The organism is Streptomyces lushanensis (assembly GCF_001700515.1).
GTDB lineage: Bacteria > Actinomycetota > Actinomycetes > Streptomycetales > Streptomycetaceae > Streptomyces > Streptomyces lushanensis.
The window spans coordinates 1-15,695 of the sequence record NZ_MAUD01000083.1; the positions used below are offsets into that span (position 1 = coordinate 1).

Genomic DNA, 15,695 nt, shown 5'->3' on the forward strand with positions numbered 1-15,695 from the left:
TCCGGCTCCCGGTCCCGGCTCAGCAGATAGGTGTCCATGATCCAGCCCTTGCGCTCCCGGGCCGCCGACCGCAGCTCCTCGATACGGTCGGCCACCTCCGAGAGCCGCCCGGAGACCAGGATCTCGTCCTTCGTTCCCACATAGGCGCCCCAGTGGATGACCGGGTCGGCCGCGAGATGGTGCCGGAAGGACTGGTGCGCGTCGAGCATCACGACGAGGTCGTCCACGCCCTCCGGCCATCCTTCGGCGAGCCGTCGGCCCGTGGTGATCTGCACGGGCCCGCCCACCCGGTTCAGCCCGACCCGGTGCCTGGCGGCGAGCGCGGAGACACTGCTGATGCCCGGGATCACCTCGTGCTCGAACCGGACCGTGCCACGTGCCAGGACCTCCGCCAGGATCCCGAGCGTGGAGTCGTACAGGGCGGGATCGCCCCAGACCAGGAACGCGCCGGTCCGGTCGTCGTCCGGCCCTTCGCCCAGCTCGTCGCTGATCATGCGCTCGTACAGATCGGCCCGCCGGCTCCGCCAGTCGTCGACGGTCCCCGGGTAGGCGGTGCCGTCGGCCGCGGTGTCCCGCAGCGGATCGCGGGTCTCCACCAGCCGGTAGCGGTCGCCCTCGACATGCCGGCGCAGGATCTCGTGCCGCAGACCGATCAGATCGGTCTTCTCCGCGCCCTTGTCGAGCAGGAAGAAGACATCGACCTCGTTGAGCGCTCTCACCGCCTGCACGGTGAGCTGGTCCGGGTCGCCCGCTCCGATACCGATGACATAGATCTTTCTCACCGCATCGAGTCTGCCGCACGCCGGGCCGGTACCCGTGCCCGCCCCGGCGCCGGAGAGTGACCCGCCGTGGCGCCGGAGCGGGACCCTCCCCGGCGCCACGGCAAGAGAGGTGTTCACTCATCCGATGTCTGATGCCTCTTCGTGCCCGTCGTCGCCCTCTGAGGGGCTTACGCGCATCGCCGCGCACCGCATATGCTCCGCCCATGCGTGCCGCCCTTTTCGTCACTTGTGTCAATGACGCGGTCTACCCGTCCACCGGGATCGCGACCGTACGGCTCCTCGAACGGCTGGGTGTCGAAGTCGACTTTCCCGAGGCGCAGAGCTGCTGCGGCCAGCCTCAGTTCAACACCGGCTACCGGCGCGAGACCGAGCCGCTGGTGCGGCGGACCGCGCGGGCCTTCGCGGGATACGACTATGTGGTGACGCCGTCCGGATCCTGCGCGGCCATGGTCCGTCAGCACTATCCGGCCTTCGGTGACGCGGCCGCGACGGCCGTCGCCGCACGGACCTATGAGCTGACGGAGTTCCTGGTCGACGTCGTCGGGGTGACGGATGTGGGCGCGTACTTCCCGCACACCGTCACCTACCATCCGTCCTGCCACGGACTGCGCATGCTCGGGCTCGGCGAGCGCCCGCGAAGACTGCTGGAGGCGGTGAGGGGACTGGAGCTGCGCGAGCTGCCCGGCGCGGACGAGTGCTGCGGATTCGGTGGTACGTTCGCTGTGAAGAACTCCGATGTTTCGGCCGCGATGGGCCAGGACAAGGTGCGTAACGCCGTGTCCACCGGGGCCGGTGTGCTCTGTGGTGCGGACAACTCCTGTCTGATGCATCTCGGCGGAATCGTGAGCCGTGAGGACGCCCCGCTGCGCCCTGTCCATCTCGCGGAGATCCTGGCGTCGACGGAAGAGGAGCCCTGGTCATGAGCGGTACGTATCTGGGGATGCCGGCGTTTCCGGCCGCGGCCAAGGAGGCAGTGGGCAACGAGACGCTGCGGGCCAATCTGCGGCACGCCACCCACACGATCCGGGACAAGCGCGCCAAGGCCGTCGCGGAGCTGGACGACTGGATGCTGCTGCGCGAGGCGGGCAAGCGGATCAAGGACCATACGCTGCGCCATCTCGACCGCTATCTCGTCCAGTTGGAGGAGTCGGTGACCGCGGCGGGCGGCGTCGTCCACTGGGCGGCCGACGCCGCCGAGGCCAACCGCATCGTGGCGGAGCTGGTGAAGGCCACCGGTGAGTCGGAGGTCGTCAAGGTCAAGTCGATGGCCACCCAGGAGATCGGGCTCAACGAGGCGCTGGAGGCCGAGGGCATCTCCGCGTACGAGACCGATCTGGCCGAGCTGATCGTGCAGCTCGGTGACGACCGCCCCTCCCACATCCTGGTCCCGGCGATCCACAAGAACCGTGGCGAGATCCGCGACATCTTCCGCGACCGGATGGGCGCCTGGGGCCGGGCGGCTCCCGAAGGACTCTCCGACACCCCGGGCGAACTCGCCGAGGCGGCGCGGCTCCATCTGCGGGAGAAGTTCCTGCGCGCCAAGGTCGGTGTCTCCGGGGCGAACTTCATGGTCGCCGAGACCGGGACGCTCGTCGTCTTCGAGTCGGAGGGCAACGGACGGATGTGCCTGACGCTCCCCGAGACCCTGATCTCCGTGGTCGGGATCGAGAAGGTGGTGCCGAGCTGGCGCGATCTGGAGGTCTTCCTCCAGACACTGCCGCGCTCCTCGACCGCCGAGCGGATGAACCCGTACACCACCATGTGGACCGGCACCCATGACACCGACGGACCGAGCACCTTCCATCTCGTGCTTCTGGACAACGGCCGTACCGCGACACTGGCCGACGAGGTCGGCCGGCAGGCGCTGCGCTGCATCCGCTGCTCGGCCTGTCTGAACGTCTGCCCGGTGTACGAGCGGGCCGGCGGGCACGCGTACGGCTCGGTCTACCCGGGGCCGATCGGCGCGATCCTCAGCCCCCAGCTCCGTGGCACCGGGAGCGAGATCGACGCCTCGCTGCCGTATGCCTCGTCGCTCTGCGGAGCGTGCTACGAGGTGTGTCCCGTCGCCATCGACATCCCCGAGGTCCTGGTCCATCTTCGCGAGCGGGTGGCGGACCAGGGCGGTAAGGGGCACCGGCTGGAGAAGGCCGCGATGAAGGCGGCGGGCTGGGTCTTCGACCATCCACGGGTGCTGGCCGCCGGGGAGAAGGCCGCCTCCAGGACGCGTCGGCTCCATCCGTCGAGACTGCCGGGCGCGGGGGCGTGGACGAACACGCGCGATCTGCCGAAGCTGCCGCCGGAGCCGTTCCGCGACTGGTGGAAGAAGAACCGTGCGCAGGACCGCGGCAAGGGCGCCCGCCCGGCGGGCAGTGGTACGCAGGGCCGCGACGCCCATGGCCCCGGCGTGGGCGGCCCCAACTCCGACGACCGTAAGGACAGTGGGACATGAACACCGGTTCCGGCTCGCGGGAGCGGATTCTCGCCCGTATCCGTACGGCGGTCGCCGACGCGCCCGACGCCCCGGAGGTCGTACGCGACTATCTGGACACGCACACGCCCGAGGACCGTGTCGTCGAGCTGCTCGCCGAGAACCTCGCGGACTACCGGGCGATCGTCCACCGGGCGGGCACCGAGGAGCTTCCCGGGCTCATCGGGCGCCTGCTGGCCGAGCGGGGCGCCCGTACGGTCCTGGTGCCTCCGCTGCTCCCGCCGTCCTGGCTCTCCGCGACGCCGGCGGAGATCACCCGGGTCGAGGACGACGTCGACGCGACGGCCCGGGAGCTCGACGCGGTCGACAGCGTGGTCACCGGCTGCGCCCTCGCCGTCGCGGAGACCGGCACGCTCGTCCTCGACGCGGCCCCGGACCAGGGACGGCGCCGTATCACGCTCGTACCCGACCATCACATCTGTGTGGTCAGGACCGCCGACCAGGTCGTGGGGTCTGTGCCGCAGGCCATGCCGCGTCTGGATCCCACCCGCCCGCTGACCTGGATCTCGGGTCCTTCCGCCACCAGTGACATCGAGCTCGACCGCGTGGAGGGCGTCCACGGCCCACGGACGCTGGAGGTCATCCTGCTCGCCGAGTGACCGAGGTCAGCCGTGGTGCCTCGGCGCCCGCGTCCACCGGACCGCTCCCGGCCACCCGTACGGCCAGCTCCCGTGCCCAGGAGGTCAGTTCCGCGACATCGATGCCGTAGGGGGACGCATACGCGGCGATCCCGTCCGCGCCGCGCAGCAGCAGCCGGGCACCGCCCGCCGTATTGCCGCGGGCCGAGTGCGTCAGCCCGACCGCCAACTGGGCCAGTCCGCGCCACAGCGCCCGTTCGTCCTCGGGGCCCGACTTCCAGGCGTCCTCGAAGACCTCGTGCGCGTGGAACGGTTTGCCCGCGTCCAGCAGGAGCTGGGCCTCCCTGACCGTCTCCTCGGGCGTACGGACCACACCCTCGGGCTGGCGTTCCACGCCCGGGGTCCCGTACGGCAGAGGCCGCCCCAAGCCGTCACGCGGTCGTGCGTTGCGCGCTCGTCCCTCGCTGTCACGGTCCCGACCGTTCTCCGTCATACGTCGATTGTCGCCCGTACAGAGTGCGTCTTCCGGTCGCGCGGAGTGGGGTAATGTTGTCCTGCGTGGTCGGCCGGAGGGATCTTCCCCGTCGGATCCGGGCATCGGGACGTGGCGCAGCTTGGTAGCGCACTTGACTGGGGGTCAAGGGGTCGCAGGTTCAAATCCTGTCGTCCCGACCAGCGTTTACGCAGGTCGCAGGCGGTATCGGAGAAATCCGGTACCGCCTTTCCGCGTTTCGTGGGGACCAGCCGGTCCAGGCCCTGTCCGGGGGCGGGGTGGACGGGATGTCGGCGACGCGAACGCCGGAGACGACGGCCTGCCCCATCGTCGCCGCCCACATGGCTGTCGTCTCCGTCGTCAACGGATCGTGATTCCGGGGTGGTGGGCGCGCACCGGAACTGCCCTCCGGAACGGCCGTCGACATGTTCCCGATGACACACCACGTCGAGTGCGTAGCGATCCTGGAGCCGGTGACCAAGGGCTCCTGACCTGCGGTTTCGCGCGTGCGCATTATGTGCGGTGTGGGCGTTACGGGCGGTATCTCGACGCTGAAACGACGCTCGTGACGCTCATTTGACGCTCGTTCCGGTGGGGTGTCAGGTAGCTGCGGGCAGGTCAGGCCCGGTGAAGGTGACGGGTGTCGACGGAAGACCGACGCCTGGTGACGCTGAGCGCGAAACTGCTGGTTTCCGCGTGGCCCGGGGTGCAACGACGGTACGAGTAGGCCGTGTATCGAAAGTGGATCTTGAGCGATGAATGATCACGCTTCATGGCGCGGGGAGATCTCACGGACGAGCAGTGGGCCCAGTGACCACGGACTCGTGCGGTGAGGGCCGACGTCATGCCCTGGGGAGACGGACCGTGACGGTCGTCCCGGTTCCCAGCTCCGAGCGCACCGCCACCTCCCCCCGGTGGGCGTGGACGATGGCCTCCACGATGGCCAGGCCGAGTCCCGAACCGCCGTACGCGCGGCTGCGGCTCGCCTCGGCCCGCCAGAAGCGCTCGAAGACACGGGGCAGATCCTCGGGGGCGATGCCGGGCCCGTCGTCGGTGACGGTCAGCCGTACGTCCTGGGCGCCGACGGTGATCCCGACGCGAACGGAGGTGTGTTCCGGGGTGTGCTGGAGGGCGTTGCCGACAAGGTTGCGCAGGACCTGCTGGAGGCGGAGCGCGTCCCCGACCACGGGCGCGGGCGGTGCGGGGATCATCGCGATGCTCCGCTGCGGGTAGATGATCTGGGCGTCGTCGATCACTCCGTCCGCCAGCGCCGCGAGGTCCACCGCTTCCTGTTCGACGGGCCTGCCGGCGTCCAGCCGGGCGAGCAGCGAGAGGTCCTCGACGAGCAGGCGCATGCGCCCCACCTCGGTCTCGATGTGCTCCAGCGCCGATTCCAGGCCGGGCCCCGAGAGGCCGCCCTGGCGGTGCAGGTCGAGCCAGCCGGAGATCGTGGACAGGGGGGTGCGCAGTTCGTGGGAGGTGTCCGCGGCAAGTGACCGGACGGTGGCTTCGGCGCGGGCCTGGGCGTCGAACGCCCGGTTGACCGCTCTGGCCAGCAGATCGGCCTCGCTGCCGTTGCGGTGGGTGGCGAGCCGTTGGGCCAGAGATCCCGCCGCGATGGCGTCGGCGGTGCGGGCCATCCTGGCCAGTGGGCGCATGCCGAGTCTCAGTACGGCTATGGACAGCGTCAGCAGCACGGCCAGCGCGAGTCCGATGAGGCTCAGCTGCCGGGCGATCAGTTCGTTGGTGGTGGCGTCGTCGACGGAGGTGTCGATGGTGAGGACGATGGCGGCCGGTCTCATGACGCCGGACGCCCCGTGGCGGACGGTCATCCCAGGGCTGGGGATACGGACGGCGCTGAGGTTCTCTCCGTCCAGCGTGGCCACGCTCCCCGTCGGCACGGTGGTGCTGAGCGCGGCCAGCGCGTCGGCGGCTCGTTTCGCGGAGCCGGTACTCAGCAGGACCCGGTTCTCGTTGTCGACGACGACCGTGCCCAGAGGCGAGCCGAGCAGGGCACCCAACTGCTCCGCGTCGACCGACTGCGGCGCCCGTTCGATTTCCTGGGCGACACGTTCGGCGTAGGACCGCAGGGTGTGGTGGTCACGCTCGTCCAGAAAGCTCTCCAGCAGGACGGCGCTGATGGCGGCACTGGCGGCCAGGCCCACGACCAGCAGCAGGGCCAGTCCGGCGAGCAGGCGCAGGCGGACGCTGGAGAGTGACCAGGGAAGCCGGGCCTTCATATGCCCGTCCGCTCTCGCAGCGTGTAGCCGACGCCCCGGACGGTGTGCAGCAGGGGCGTACGGCCGTGGTCGATCTTGCGTCGGAGGTTGGAGACGAAGCGCTCCACCACGACGGAGTTCCCGCCGAAGTCGTACTGCCAGACCGCCTCCAGGATCTGGGCCCGGGAGAGGACCTGTCCCTGGTGGCTCAGCAGGTGGCGCAGCAGGCGGTATTCCGTGGGGGAGAGTTCCACCAGCTCGCCCGCGCGGTGCACCTCGTGCCGCAGGTCGTCGAGGGTGAGGTCGCCGCAGCGCAGACGGGAGTCCTCGACGGCGGGCACCGCCCCGCCGCGTGCGCGGCGGAGCAGTGCCTGGAGCCGGGCGCCGACCTCGATCACGCTGAAGGGCTTGGTGACGTAGTCGTCGCCTCCCAGGCGCAGTCCCCGGACACGGTCCTCGACCGCGTCGCGAGCTGTGAGGAAGAGTACGGGCGCGTCCACGCCCCGGTCGCGCAGCAGTTGCAGGATCTCGAAGCCGTCGGCGCCGGGCAGCATCACGTCCAGCACGATGACGTCGGGGGGCCTGTGGCCGATCCGGTCGAGAGCCGTGCTCATGTCGCCCGCCGTGTCCACCTCGAAGCCGGCGAACTGAAGAGCCGAGATGAGCAGGCGGCGGATGCCCGGGTCGTCGTCGACCACGAGTACCCGGTCGGGGACGTCGGGCCGGTGGACGACGGCCTTCATACGTGCTCCTGGTGTCGGCGCCGGCGGTCCGGCGTGAGGTCCGGCCGTCGGGGTGGCGGACGCAGCGTAGCTTCCCGATCGGCCCCGCTGTTCATCGGCCGACGGCTCCGACAGAGCGGTTGTCCTCGGGAGACGGGCCGGGGCCGGCCGAGGTGCCGGTGCCGTACGGACCCCCGCCCTCGATATCGACATGGGGCAGGACGCGGTCAAGGCGCATGGGCAGCCGCCAGGCCCGGTCGCCGAGGAGACTCATGACCGCGGGTACGAGGGTCATCCGGACCAGGAAGGCGTCGACCAGGACCCCGAAGGCCAGGGCGAACGCGATCGGCATGATGTCGGGGTCGCGGGAGAACAGGAAGCCGACGAACACCGCGATCATGATGACGGCGGCGGACGTGACCACGCGGGCGGTCGCGCGGACTCCGCCGAGGACGGCCCTGCGGGCGTCGTGATGGCGCAGGTAGTCCTCGCGCATGGCGGAGACGAGGAAGACCTCGTAGTCCATGGCGAGCCCGAAGAGCACGGACATGACGATGATGGGTACGAAACTGGCCACCGGCCCCTCACTGGGCACACCCAGAGGGCCGGCGAGCCAGCCCCACTGGAAGACGGCGACCGTGGCGCCGAAGGCGGCACCGATGGACAGCAGGAAGCCGGCGGTGGCCTTGAGCGGGACGGCCACGGACCGGAACGCGATCATCAGAAGCAGCAGGGACAGTCCGACGACGACGATCAGGAACGGAGCGAGCGCGCCGCTGAGTTTGTCCGACAGGTCGATGCTGACGGCTGTCATGCCGGTGACGGCGACCGAGCCGCCGAGCGACTGAGCGAGCGGCGGCAGCTGTGTCCGCAGCCGCGAGACAAGATCGCTGGTCTCCTGGGACCTCGGCCCCGCCTCCGGCACGACCTGGAGCCGCGCCGCCGTCCGGTCCCCGGCCACCTCGACGGCGCTGACGTCCGCGACACCCGGCAGCCCGTTCAGCCGATCCTCGACGGCCGAGGCCGTCGAGGCGACGGTGGCCGGGTCGTCGTCCTCGATGAGCACGATCAGGGGGCCGTTGGCGCCCGGACCGAACGCGTCACTGATGATGTCGTACGCCTGTCGGCTCGAGTCTGTCGTGACGGCGGAGCCCTCGTCGGTGAGCGCCAGTCTCAGCTCCGTGGCCGGGAGGGACAGGGCGACGAGCGCGAGGGTGCCGAGCAGCAGATTGCGTACGGGATGGCGGAGCACGCCCTGTACCCAGCGCACGCCCCAGGTGGTGGGCGAACCGCCGTTCGCTTCCTCGGTGTGCGCTTGTCTCCCGCGCGCCTTGGGGACCAGCCCGCGACCGGCAGCCGCCAGCAGCGCGGGCAGCAGGGTGACAGCCGTGACAACCGAGACGGCGACGGACCCGGCGGACGCCAGTCCCATCGACGTCAGCATCGGCACCCCGGCGACGGACAGACCCGCGAGTGCGATCAGGACCGTCGCGCCGGCGAAGACCACGGCGCTGCCCGCCGTGGCGGTGGCTCTGGCGACGGACTCCCGGACCGGCATGCCGCCCGAGAGCTGGGAGCGGTGCCGGGAGACGATGAACAGGGCGTAGTCGATGCCGACCGCGAGCCCCAGCATGATCGCCAGAGTGGGCGCGTTGTCGGAGATGTCGAACATGCTCGCGAGACCGGCCATCGCGGCGATGGTGCCGCCGATTCCGAGGACCGCGGTGAGCAGCGGGAGTCCTGCCGCGAGCAGCGACCCGAACGTGAGCACCAGGACGACCAGGGTCACTCCCAGCCCGATCAGCTCGCTGGGTCCGACGGGCGGATGCGACGTCTCGAAGGGTTCGCCGCCGTACACGGTCTTGAGACCCGCTCGCTCGGCCGGCTCCCCCGCGGTCCGCACCGCGTCGAGGGTGCGGGCCGGCACCTCGTCCGCCTCCTTGGCCGTGAACGTGATCTCGGCCACGGCCGTGCGGCCGTCGTCCGAGACGGTTTGGCTCTCGACCGGGTCGCCGACCTCGCTCACGCCGGGCACCTGGCCCATGGCCTTCCGCGCCTCGGTCAGTGCGGCGCTCAGGTCCGGGTCGGTCACCTCGCGGCCGGGTCCCGCCTGGAACACCACCCGGGCGGACTGTGCGTCCGGCGCCGGGAAGTGATGGTCCATCCTGGTCAGCGCCGTCTGGGCGGGTGAGCCGGGGATGGAACTGCTGTCGGTGAAGGTGCCGGCGAACGACAGCCCCAGACCGACCACCGTGCCCAGGGCGAGCAGCCAGCCGATCACCATCGCCCGCCATCGGCGGGCGGCGAACGTGCCCAAACGGTACAGAGAACTAGCCATGACAGATGTCCCTCGCTGGTAGGAAGCCGACGTGTCACAGCCTGATCGGCGGACTTGACGGCCACCCCGCACCGAGCCTGAGTACTTCTTGACGGTTCGCTTCCGGCCGAGGACCGCTTCCGGACCGCCTTGTGGATCACACCGCAAACGGAGTCGGCGTCACCGATCGGAGACTGTTGCCCCGGCGTGGCCGACGGACCACCGTGCCGGGTGCGAACCCCTGGCCTCCGACCGGCGTCGCGAATCTTCCGGCAAGGGCTGCCGTGGCATGTCCGTTTGATCTCCGGCCGCCACCCCGTCGTAGTAGGCGGAGAGAAGGCTTCTTACGGCCACAGACGGAAGCGGAACGGAATGGGTCGGTCATGAACGATCGCGCGACACGCCCGGTTCGCCGGCTCCGCGTTGTCGTGGGCCCGTCACCCGCCCTGCCACCCCGTGCCCGCTCCGCCGGCCCGGCCGTTTCTCCCACGCTCGCACGAAAGGAGTGCGTCCATGGACAGCGCCGCAATCTCCCACCGCCGAGGACCGGAAGAGCGGATTGTCCCCCGAGTCGTCACCTACCTCCGTGATCACCTCCCTCCGGCTGCGCGGGACACCGCTCGACCCCCGCGAGCTGGACCGGCTCCACGTCGGCCGCATCCTGCTGGAGAGTCTCGCGGTGTCCGTGGCAGCCACCGGTTTCGCGCCTGGACAACGGGCCCGGGGACGGGAGTTTGACTCGCCGCGCCGGGCCGGAGCCACCGGCGACGTGGACGGGTGGTTCCACGCGCACGCCCGCTTCCATGCCCTGCTGACGCACGCCGGGGGCGAGGCCCCGCTGAGTCAGCCGCGTGAGCTGTCCGACCAGATCGGGAGTGTCATCCGGGTGCGCGGGATCGGCGACGTGAGCCGGCCGGGCTCCGCGGACTCCGAGCACGAGCAGATCCCTGGAGCGCTCGTCGAGGGGCGGGGGCACGACGTTCTCGTTGGGATCCCCGGCCATCTCGGCGGAGCCGCCCTGCGCGTCCTGCAGGTGTCTTCGGGCCTCGGCCCGTCCGCGACGCCGGACTCCCGGCGCCGGTCATCCCATGTGCTCCTGGAACCAGGCCAGCATCGGCTCCGGGCGGCGCTGGAACTCGAGATAGCCGTCCCAGCGCGCCGTGCTCCCTTCCACCCAGTGCAGCTTCTTGTCGTCGAGGGGGATGTTGTCGAACATCGTCTGCACATCCTCCGGAACGGTGAGGACGTCGTCACGCACCTGGTAGACAAATGTGGGCGTGGTGACGTTCTTGGCCCATTCGCGGGTGTCGCGCTCGGCGAGCGAGATCCCGGTGCGCAGGACGAGACGCTCGTCGAGGGCGCCTATGTGGGTACGGGAGACACCGGCGAGCTCCAGTTGGTACTGCAGGATGATGCCGGTGGTGACCGGCTGCGGGGCGACCAGGCAGCGCACACCGTCGAAGGCACGGGGCCGCTGAGTCATCGCCGCGAAGGTCGAGTTGGCACCGAGGCAGCGGCTGAAGAGCCCGATCGTCATCGCGCGGGTGTCCTCCCGCTCGACCACGTAACTCAGCGAACCCAGCACGTCGCGGGCCTCCAGCAGTCCGCTGCCGAGGATGCCGCCGTGCGCCGCCCCGGACAGGCCGTGGTTGCGCAGATCGTAGGCCAGGACGTTGTAGCCGGCGTCGTGGAGGATGCGGTAGTCCTGGACGAAGTCGACTTCCATGGTGTTGCCGCTCGAACCCCACATCGAGAGCCAGGGTTCACGGTGAGTGGGCTGACCGGACCGGCTGAAGGTCATCGGATGGTTGGCGATGACGAGTTTGTCGGACCCCTCAGCCGGAATGAACCAGCCTTCCAGGGGGACGCCGTCGGACGCGGGGAAGGTGACCGTCTCGGCCTCCATCCCGTACTCCGAGGGGTGGTGCAGGACCGGCGCACGCAGTGAGGCGACGAAGTGACCGGCGAACTCGTCGAGAACCGTCGCGACCCGATCGTCCACGTCGTGGGTCTCGGTGGTTCCGGTGTCTGTGGTCGCGGCGGGTGTGGTGGTGCTCGTGGCGGCAGAGATCATGAAGCCAGCATGGGGCGCCGTCGTGGCGCCAACCAGCGCTTCCCCGATCCGTAGGACGGTCGGTACCACCCTGGGCCGTGGCAGGATTCCCGTTGTGGAGGTACCCACGGAGAAACCCATGGAGAGCCTGGTCGGACTCGCGGCGCTGATCCGCGCCTGGCGTGATCGAGCGGCCCCCGCCGGCCCCACGGCCCGCGGCAGGCGGGCCCCCGGGCTGCGCCGCGAGGAACTGGCACAGCGCGCCGGCCTGTCCGTCGACTACATCATCCGGCTGGAGCAGGGCCGGATGAGGCATCCCTCGCCGCAGGTGCTGGGTGCGATCGCCCGCGCCCTCGGACTCTCCTCCGACGAGACCGAACTCCTGTACCGGGTCGTCGGCCTGGCCGCGCCCCGTGGCCCGATCCTGCGTCAGGTGCCGGACAGCGTCAGCCGGCTGACCGAACGGCTCGCTGCCTTCCCCGTCGCCGTTTACTCGGCCGACTGGTGGCTGCTGCGCTGGAACGCCCGATGGGCCGCCCTGCTGGGTGATCCGGCCGACCAGACCGGCCGGAACCGTAATCTCGTGTGGCAGGTCTTCACCGACGACCGTCGGCGCGTCCTGCCCGCCGACCGCCCGCTGGCCGAGTTCCAGCAGGCGCTCACGGCCGACCTCCGCATTGCCGTCGCCGAGCACCCCGAGGACACCCGGGTCACCGGCCTCGCCACGGCGCTGCGTGCCGCGAGCCCGCTTTTCGCACAGCAGTGGACGGCCGGACACACGGCCCGCCACCGCACGGAGCGCAAGCGCGTGCTCCACCCGGACCTCGGTGAGCTGCACCTCGATTGCGACGTCCTCCAGTCCCCCGATCCGGCCGTGAACATCCTTGTCTACTCCGCGCCCCCGGGCTCGGCCGACGCCGCGCTGCTCGAACGGGTCTTGGCCTGAACGAGAGGACCGGCGGAGTCCCGTCGGCGGTAATGCCGTCACCGCTCTGGCAACTCGCGTCGAGGACAGACGGGTTCAGAGCCCGACCGTCTCCGCCAACCCCGTCACGTGGGTACGGAGGAAGGCGGACGGGTCGGTCACCGTGTCGGAGGCGTAATGGCCGAACGTGTCGAACAGGATCGCGCCGATGACTGCCGACCACAGGCCGTAGACCCGGCAGACGTTGCCCACCGGCATCTGGAAGCCGAAGAGTTCGCGCAGCCGCTCCATGTCCGCGCGGACCACCGGGTCGGACGGGGGGTCGACCTCGCGCAGTTCTCCCGCGCGCCAGGCGTCGTCGACGAGGGTGGCGAAGATCCGGGCGAGGCGGATGCCCGGTCCGACGGTGCGGTCGCCGGGGGCCGTGTAACCCGGTACGGGGGTGCCGTACAGGATCGCGAAGCGGGACGGTTCACGGGCGGCCCAGGCGCGGGCGGCGAGGACGGCGGCGGTGAGGCGGTCGCGGTGCGGCAGGTGTGCGTCGGCGGTGAGGGCGGTGTCGACCTCGTCGGCGAGTTCGTCGTACGCGTCCACGATCAGGAGCGTGATCAGCGCCTCGCGGTCGCGCACGTAGCGGTAGAGGGCGGACGGTACGACGCCGACATCGCGTGCCACCGCCCGCAGGGACAGGTCGGCCGGCAGGACGGTCGCCAGGTGCTCGCGCCCGACGCGCACGATGTCCCGCATCATCTGTTCGCGCGCGACCTGTCGTGGAGTGGCCATGCGTACCACCTTATAAGTCAACGGTGTTCTCCTCCTGTGGGTCCCCGCGTGCTCGTGCCCGAGGGCCGGCCGGGAGTCCCGGTCGGCCCTGCGGAACGTGGTGGTTCAGGCGGCGAGGGCGGTCGCGGGCTTGCGGACCAGGCGCCAGGACTCCCAGCCGCGGCAGACGATGTACGCGAAGATCGTCAGTGTCGCGACCGTGGTGTCGGTGACCGAGGACTGGGCGCCCTCAGTGGTGTCGATGATCGTGAAGGCGAGGATCGTGGCCGCGACCTTGTGGAAGATCACCATCTCCCAGATCGCGGGGACCTGCCGGGGCCGCCAGGCGAGCATCGCCCACATCGCGGCGAAGACGAGGTAGCCGAAGGTGCGCCACCCCTCGATCATCAGGTGGTCGTCGGTGGAGTCGGCCATCAGGAAGAAGCCGTTGATGAAGACGACGAAGGTGACGGCGGCGTTCAGGGCCATCAGGCCCCGGCCTATGCGGTCCCAGAGCGGGCTGGGGGAGGAGGCGGTGGTGATCGCGCTCATGGCGGGCTTCCTTCGCGGTGAGGGGAGGAGAAGCGAGAACGGTGTTCTCTGTCGAGGGAGACTCTGCCGCACGGCGCCGGATGAAGTCAAGAACAGTGTTCTCGTTTCATGTGGAGCGACGCCGGCCGCGACTGATCCCGCCGTCCCGCTTGCCTGATTCCGTAGCCGCTGACACCCTCTGCACCTCGTTCGGAACCCGCCCTTCACACCCCTGACGGAGACCCCATGACGCTCGTCGCGACCACGTGCGAGCGCAGTGACAGCACCCTGACCCCCGACTCGCCCGCCACCCGCAACGCCCTGTCCGGGCGGCTCGTCGGGGAGTTGGCCGACGCGCTCGCGCGGTGTGCCGACGACGGGGACGTACGGGTCGTCGTGCTCAGCCACAGCGGGTCCACCTTCTGCGCGGGGGCCGACGTCGGTGAGGGTGAGGGAGCGGTCGTACGCGGCGACGGGCGGCGGCCTCCTGGCCCGGCGCGTCCAGCGCGCGGGCGGGCGGCCGCCAGTCGGCCCGGGAGTTCCTGCGCCCGGTCAGGACGGTGTCGGCGATCAGCAGGACCACCGCGTGCGCGTCACCGCCGGGACGAGGGCCTTCTCGCCGGTGGCGGCCGTCTGCCGTCCGTGAATTCCCGCTGCCGGAGCGGGAATCGGGGCTGTACGGCATCACCGCCGGCCCGGACAGGGGCACTGTGGCTGACGCTGTGCACGGCGCCGGGATCGCGCGGCCGTCCCCGGCGAGGGGGTGTGGGTGGCACTGGAGGCGGGGTCCGTGGCGCGGGTGGAGATCGGCTGAACACAGGGGTGTGCCCGCCTCCTGGGGGAAGGAGGCGGGCATCCGGCCGCGCAAGGGCCTGGACCTAGTTCGTGGCGTACTCCTTCTCTCGAACAGGGCCGGCCGCCGGTACGGGCCCCGGGCCCGACTCGCTCAGCCCGTACCGCGCGTGGAAGCGGCGCAGGAAACCGGGCGCGTACCAGGCCGAGCGGCCCAGCAGTCGCATCGCGGCGGGCACCAGCACCCCGCGTACGGCGACGGCGTCGATGAGGATCGCGAGCCCGCTGCCGAGGCCGAACATCTGCATGAAACTGAGCTGCGCGGTGCCGAAGGCGAAGAAGCTGACCGCGAGCAGACAGGCCGCCGCCGTGACGATGCCCCCGGTGTGGCCGAGGCCGTGGGTGACGGCGGTCTCGTTGTCCTCGCCGAGGTCGTGGAGCTCCTTGATGCGGCTGGTGACGAAGACCTCGTAGTCCATCGAGAGTCCGAAGGCGATGACGAACATCAGCACCGTCATCGAGGCGTCCATCGGCTGGGGTGTGACGCCGAGCAGTGAGGCCAGGTTGCCGTCCTGGTAGATCCAGGTCATCGCGCCGAGCGTGGCGCCGAGGCTGATGACGTTGAGGACCAGCGCGCGCACCGGCTGCACGACGCTGCCGGTGAAGAGGAACAGCAGCACGAAGGTGGTGACGGCCACCAGGCCCAGTGCGAGCGGGACCTGACCGCTGATGGCGGCCTTGGAGTCGACCAGTTCGGCGTCCGTACCGCCGACCAGGGCGTTCGCGCCGGCGGGTGCCGGGACCGCGCGCACCTCCTTCACCAGGGCCTGGGCGGCGTCCGACTTGGACGCGACGTCGAGCGCGACGGCGATCCGGTGCGCGTTCGGCCTGCTGAGGGCGGGATTGCCGGGGCCGGTGGGGGCGCCGCCGGCCACGTACGTCCCGGGAGCGGCGTCGACGCGCAGGACGCCCGGCAGCGCGGCGAGTTCCGAGGCGTACGTGTTCAGGTCGGCGTCCTCGACCGCGCGGTCGA

The 15,695-nt window shown here is 70.5% G+C and carries 13 protein-coding genes, 1 tRNA gene and 2 pseudogenes; 7 read left to right on the plus strand and 9 right to left on the minus strand.

What is annotated here, in order from left to right; translation table 11 throughout:
- Positions 1 to 782 (minus strand): precorrin-6A synthase (deacetylating) (cobF, locus tag BFF77_RS07635; RefSeq protein ID WP_066945363.1); only part of this gene is annotated, 782 nt, incomplete at its 3' end.
- A gap of 203 nt (positions 783 to 985) precedes the next feature.
- On the opposite strand from cobF, the gene BFF77_RS07640 reads away from it, so the two are divergent.
- From BFF77_RS07640 to BFF77_RS07650, 3 genes are read left to right on the plus strand one after another with little or no spacing between them, the layout of a single operon-like run.
- On the plus strand, positions 986 to 1,705 hold the full coding sequence (locus BFF77_RS07640; RefSeq protein WP_066945338.1) for a (Fe-S)-binding protein: 720 nt from the start codon (positions 986 to 988) through the stop codon (positions 1,703 to 1,705).
- Positions 1,702 to 3,231: a LutB/LldF family L-lactate oxidation iron-sulfur protein gene (locus BFF77_RS07645; RefSeq protein WP_079124925.1), complete on the plus strand. Its 1,530-nt coding sequence runs from the start codon at positions 1,702 to 1,704 to the stop codon at positions 3,229 to 3,231. The genes BFF77_RS07640 and BFF77_RS07645 overlap by 4 nt, the downstream gene beginning before the upstream one ends.
- Positions 3,228 to 3,869 (plus strand): LutC/YkgG family protein, encoded by a 642-nt coding sequence (locus tag BFF77_RS07650; protein ID WP_066945341.1) that lies wholly within the window; start codon positions 3,228 to 3,230, stop codon positions 3,867 to 3,869. Before BFF77_RS07645 ends, BFF77_RS07650 begins: the two co-directional genes overlap by 4 nt.
- On the opposite strand, the gene BFF77_RS07655 is transcribed toward BFF77_RS07650, so the two are convergent.
- Positions 3,850 to 4,341: a DUF309 domain-containing protein gene (locus tag BFF77_RS07655; protein WP_066945343.1), complete on the minus strand. Its 492-nt coding sequence runs from the start codon at positions 4,339 to 4,341 to the stop codon at positions 3,850 to 3,852. The genes BFF77_RS07650 and BFF77_RS07655 overlap by 20 nt on opposite strands.
- A 105-nt stretch (positions 4,342 to 4,446) precedes the next feature.
- Between BFF77_RS07655 and BFF77_RS07660 the strand changes: the two genes are divergently transcribed.
- Positions 4,447 to 4,523, plus strand: a tRNA-Pro gene (locus BFF77_RS07660).
- A 660-nt stretch (positions 4,524 to 5,183) separates the two neighbouring features.
- Here the strand turns inward: BFF77_RS07660 and BFF77_RS07665 are convergent.
- The 3 genes from BFF77_RS07665 to BFF77_RS07675 all read right to left on the minus strand — a co-directional run bounded on the left by BFF77_RS07665 (position 5,184) and on the right by BFF77_RS07675 (position 9,620).
- On the minus strand, positions 5,184 to 6,581 hold the full coding sequence (locus tag BFF77_RS07665) for a sensor histidine kinase (protein WP_066945345.1): 1,398 nt from the start codon (positions 6,579 to 6,581) through the stop codon (positions 5,184 to 5,186).
- The gene (locus tag BFF77_RS07670; RefSeq protein ID WP_066945348.1) at positions 6,578 to 7,303 is read right to left on the minus strand and encodes a response regulator transcription factor; all 726 of its coding nucleotides are present in this window, start codon (positions 7,301 to 7,303) and stop codon (positions 6,578 to 6,580) included. The genes BFF77_RS07665 and BFF77_RS07670 overlap by 4 nt, the downstream gene beginning before the upstream one ends.
- A 91-nt stretch (positions 7,304 to 7,394) precedes the next feature.
- Complete coding sequence (locus BFF77_RS07675) at positions 7,395 to 9,620, minus strand: MMPL family transporter (protein WP_066945351.1); 2,226 nt, start codon at positions 9,618 to 9,620, stop codon at positions 7,395 to 7,397.
- A gap of 565 nt (positions 9,621 to 10,185) precedes the next feature.
- On the opposite strand from BFF77_RS07675, the pseudogene BFF77_RS38100 reads away from it, so the two are divergent.
- Positions 10,186 to 10,557 (plus strand): annotated as a pseudogene (locus BFF77_RS38100) (FCD domain-containing protein); the annotation flags it as partial.
- 123 nt (positions 10,558 to 10,680) lie between these two features.
- Here the strand turns inward: BFF77_RS38100 and BFF77_RS36670 are convergent.
- The gene (locus BFF77_RS36670) at positions 10,681 to 11,673 is read right to left on the minus strand and encodes an alpha/beta hydrolase (protein WP_245703304.1); all 993 of its coding nucleotides are present in this window, start codon (positions 11,671 to 11,673) and stop codon (positions 10,681 to 10,683) included.
- Between the two features lie 118 nt (positions 11,674 to 11,791).
- Between BFF77_RS36670 and BFF77_RS07690 the strand changes: the two genes are divergently transcribed.
- Entirely contained in the window at positions 11,792 to 12,598 is an 807-nt protein-coding gene (locus tag BFF77_RS07690) for a helix-turn-helix domain-containing protein (RefSeq protein WP_066945357.1), read from the plus strand.
- 75 nt (positions 12,599 to 12,673) lie between these two features.
- Here BFF77_RS07690 and BFF77_RS07695 read toward each other — a convergent pair whose 3' ends face one another.
- Together BFF77_RS07695 and BFF77_RS07700 are read right to left on the minus strand one after the other, a co-directional pair.
- Positions 12,674 to 13,360 carry a TetR/AcrR family transcriptional regulator gene (locus BFF77_RS07695; RefSeq protein ID WP_066945360.1) on the minus strand — a complete coding sequence of 229 codons (687 nt, stop codon included), beginning with the start codon at positions 13,358 to 13,360 and terminating at the stop codon, positions 12,674 to 12,676.
- A gap of 105 nt (positions 13,361 to 13,465) precedes the next feature.
- Positions 13,466 to 13,891: a hypothetical protein gene (locus tag BFF77_RS07700; RefSeq protein ID WP_079124927.1), complete on the minus strand. Its 426-nt coding sequence runs from the start codon at positions 13,889 to 13,891 to the stop codon at positions 13,466 to 13,468.
- Positions 13,892 to 14,116: 225 nt separating this feature from the next.
- Between BFF77_RS07700 and BFF77_RS34295 the strand changes: the two are divergent.
- Positions 14,117 to 14,317: pseudogene (locus BFF77_RS34295) on the plus strand (enoyl-CoA hydratase-related protein); the annotation flags it as partial.
- Positions 14,318 to 14,748: 431 nt separating this feature from the next.
- Here BFF77_RS34295 and BFF77_RS07705 read toward each other — a convergent pair.
- A partial coding sequence (locus tag BFF77_RS07705; protein ID WP_169922630.1) for an MMPL family transporter occupies positions 14,749 to 15,695 on the minus strand: 947 nt, incomplete at its 5' end.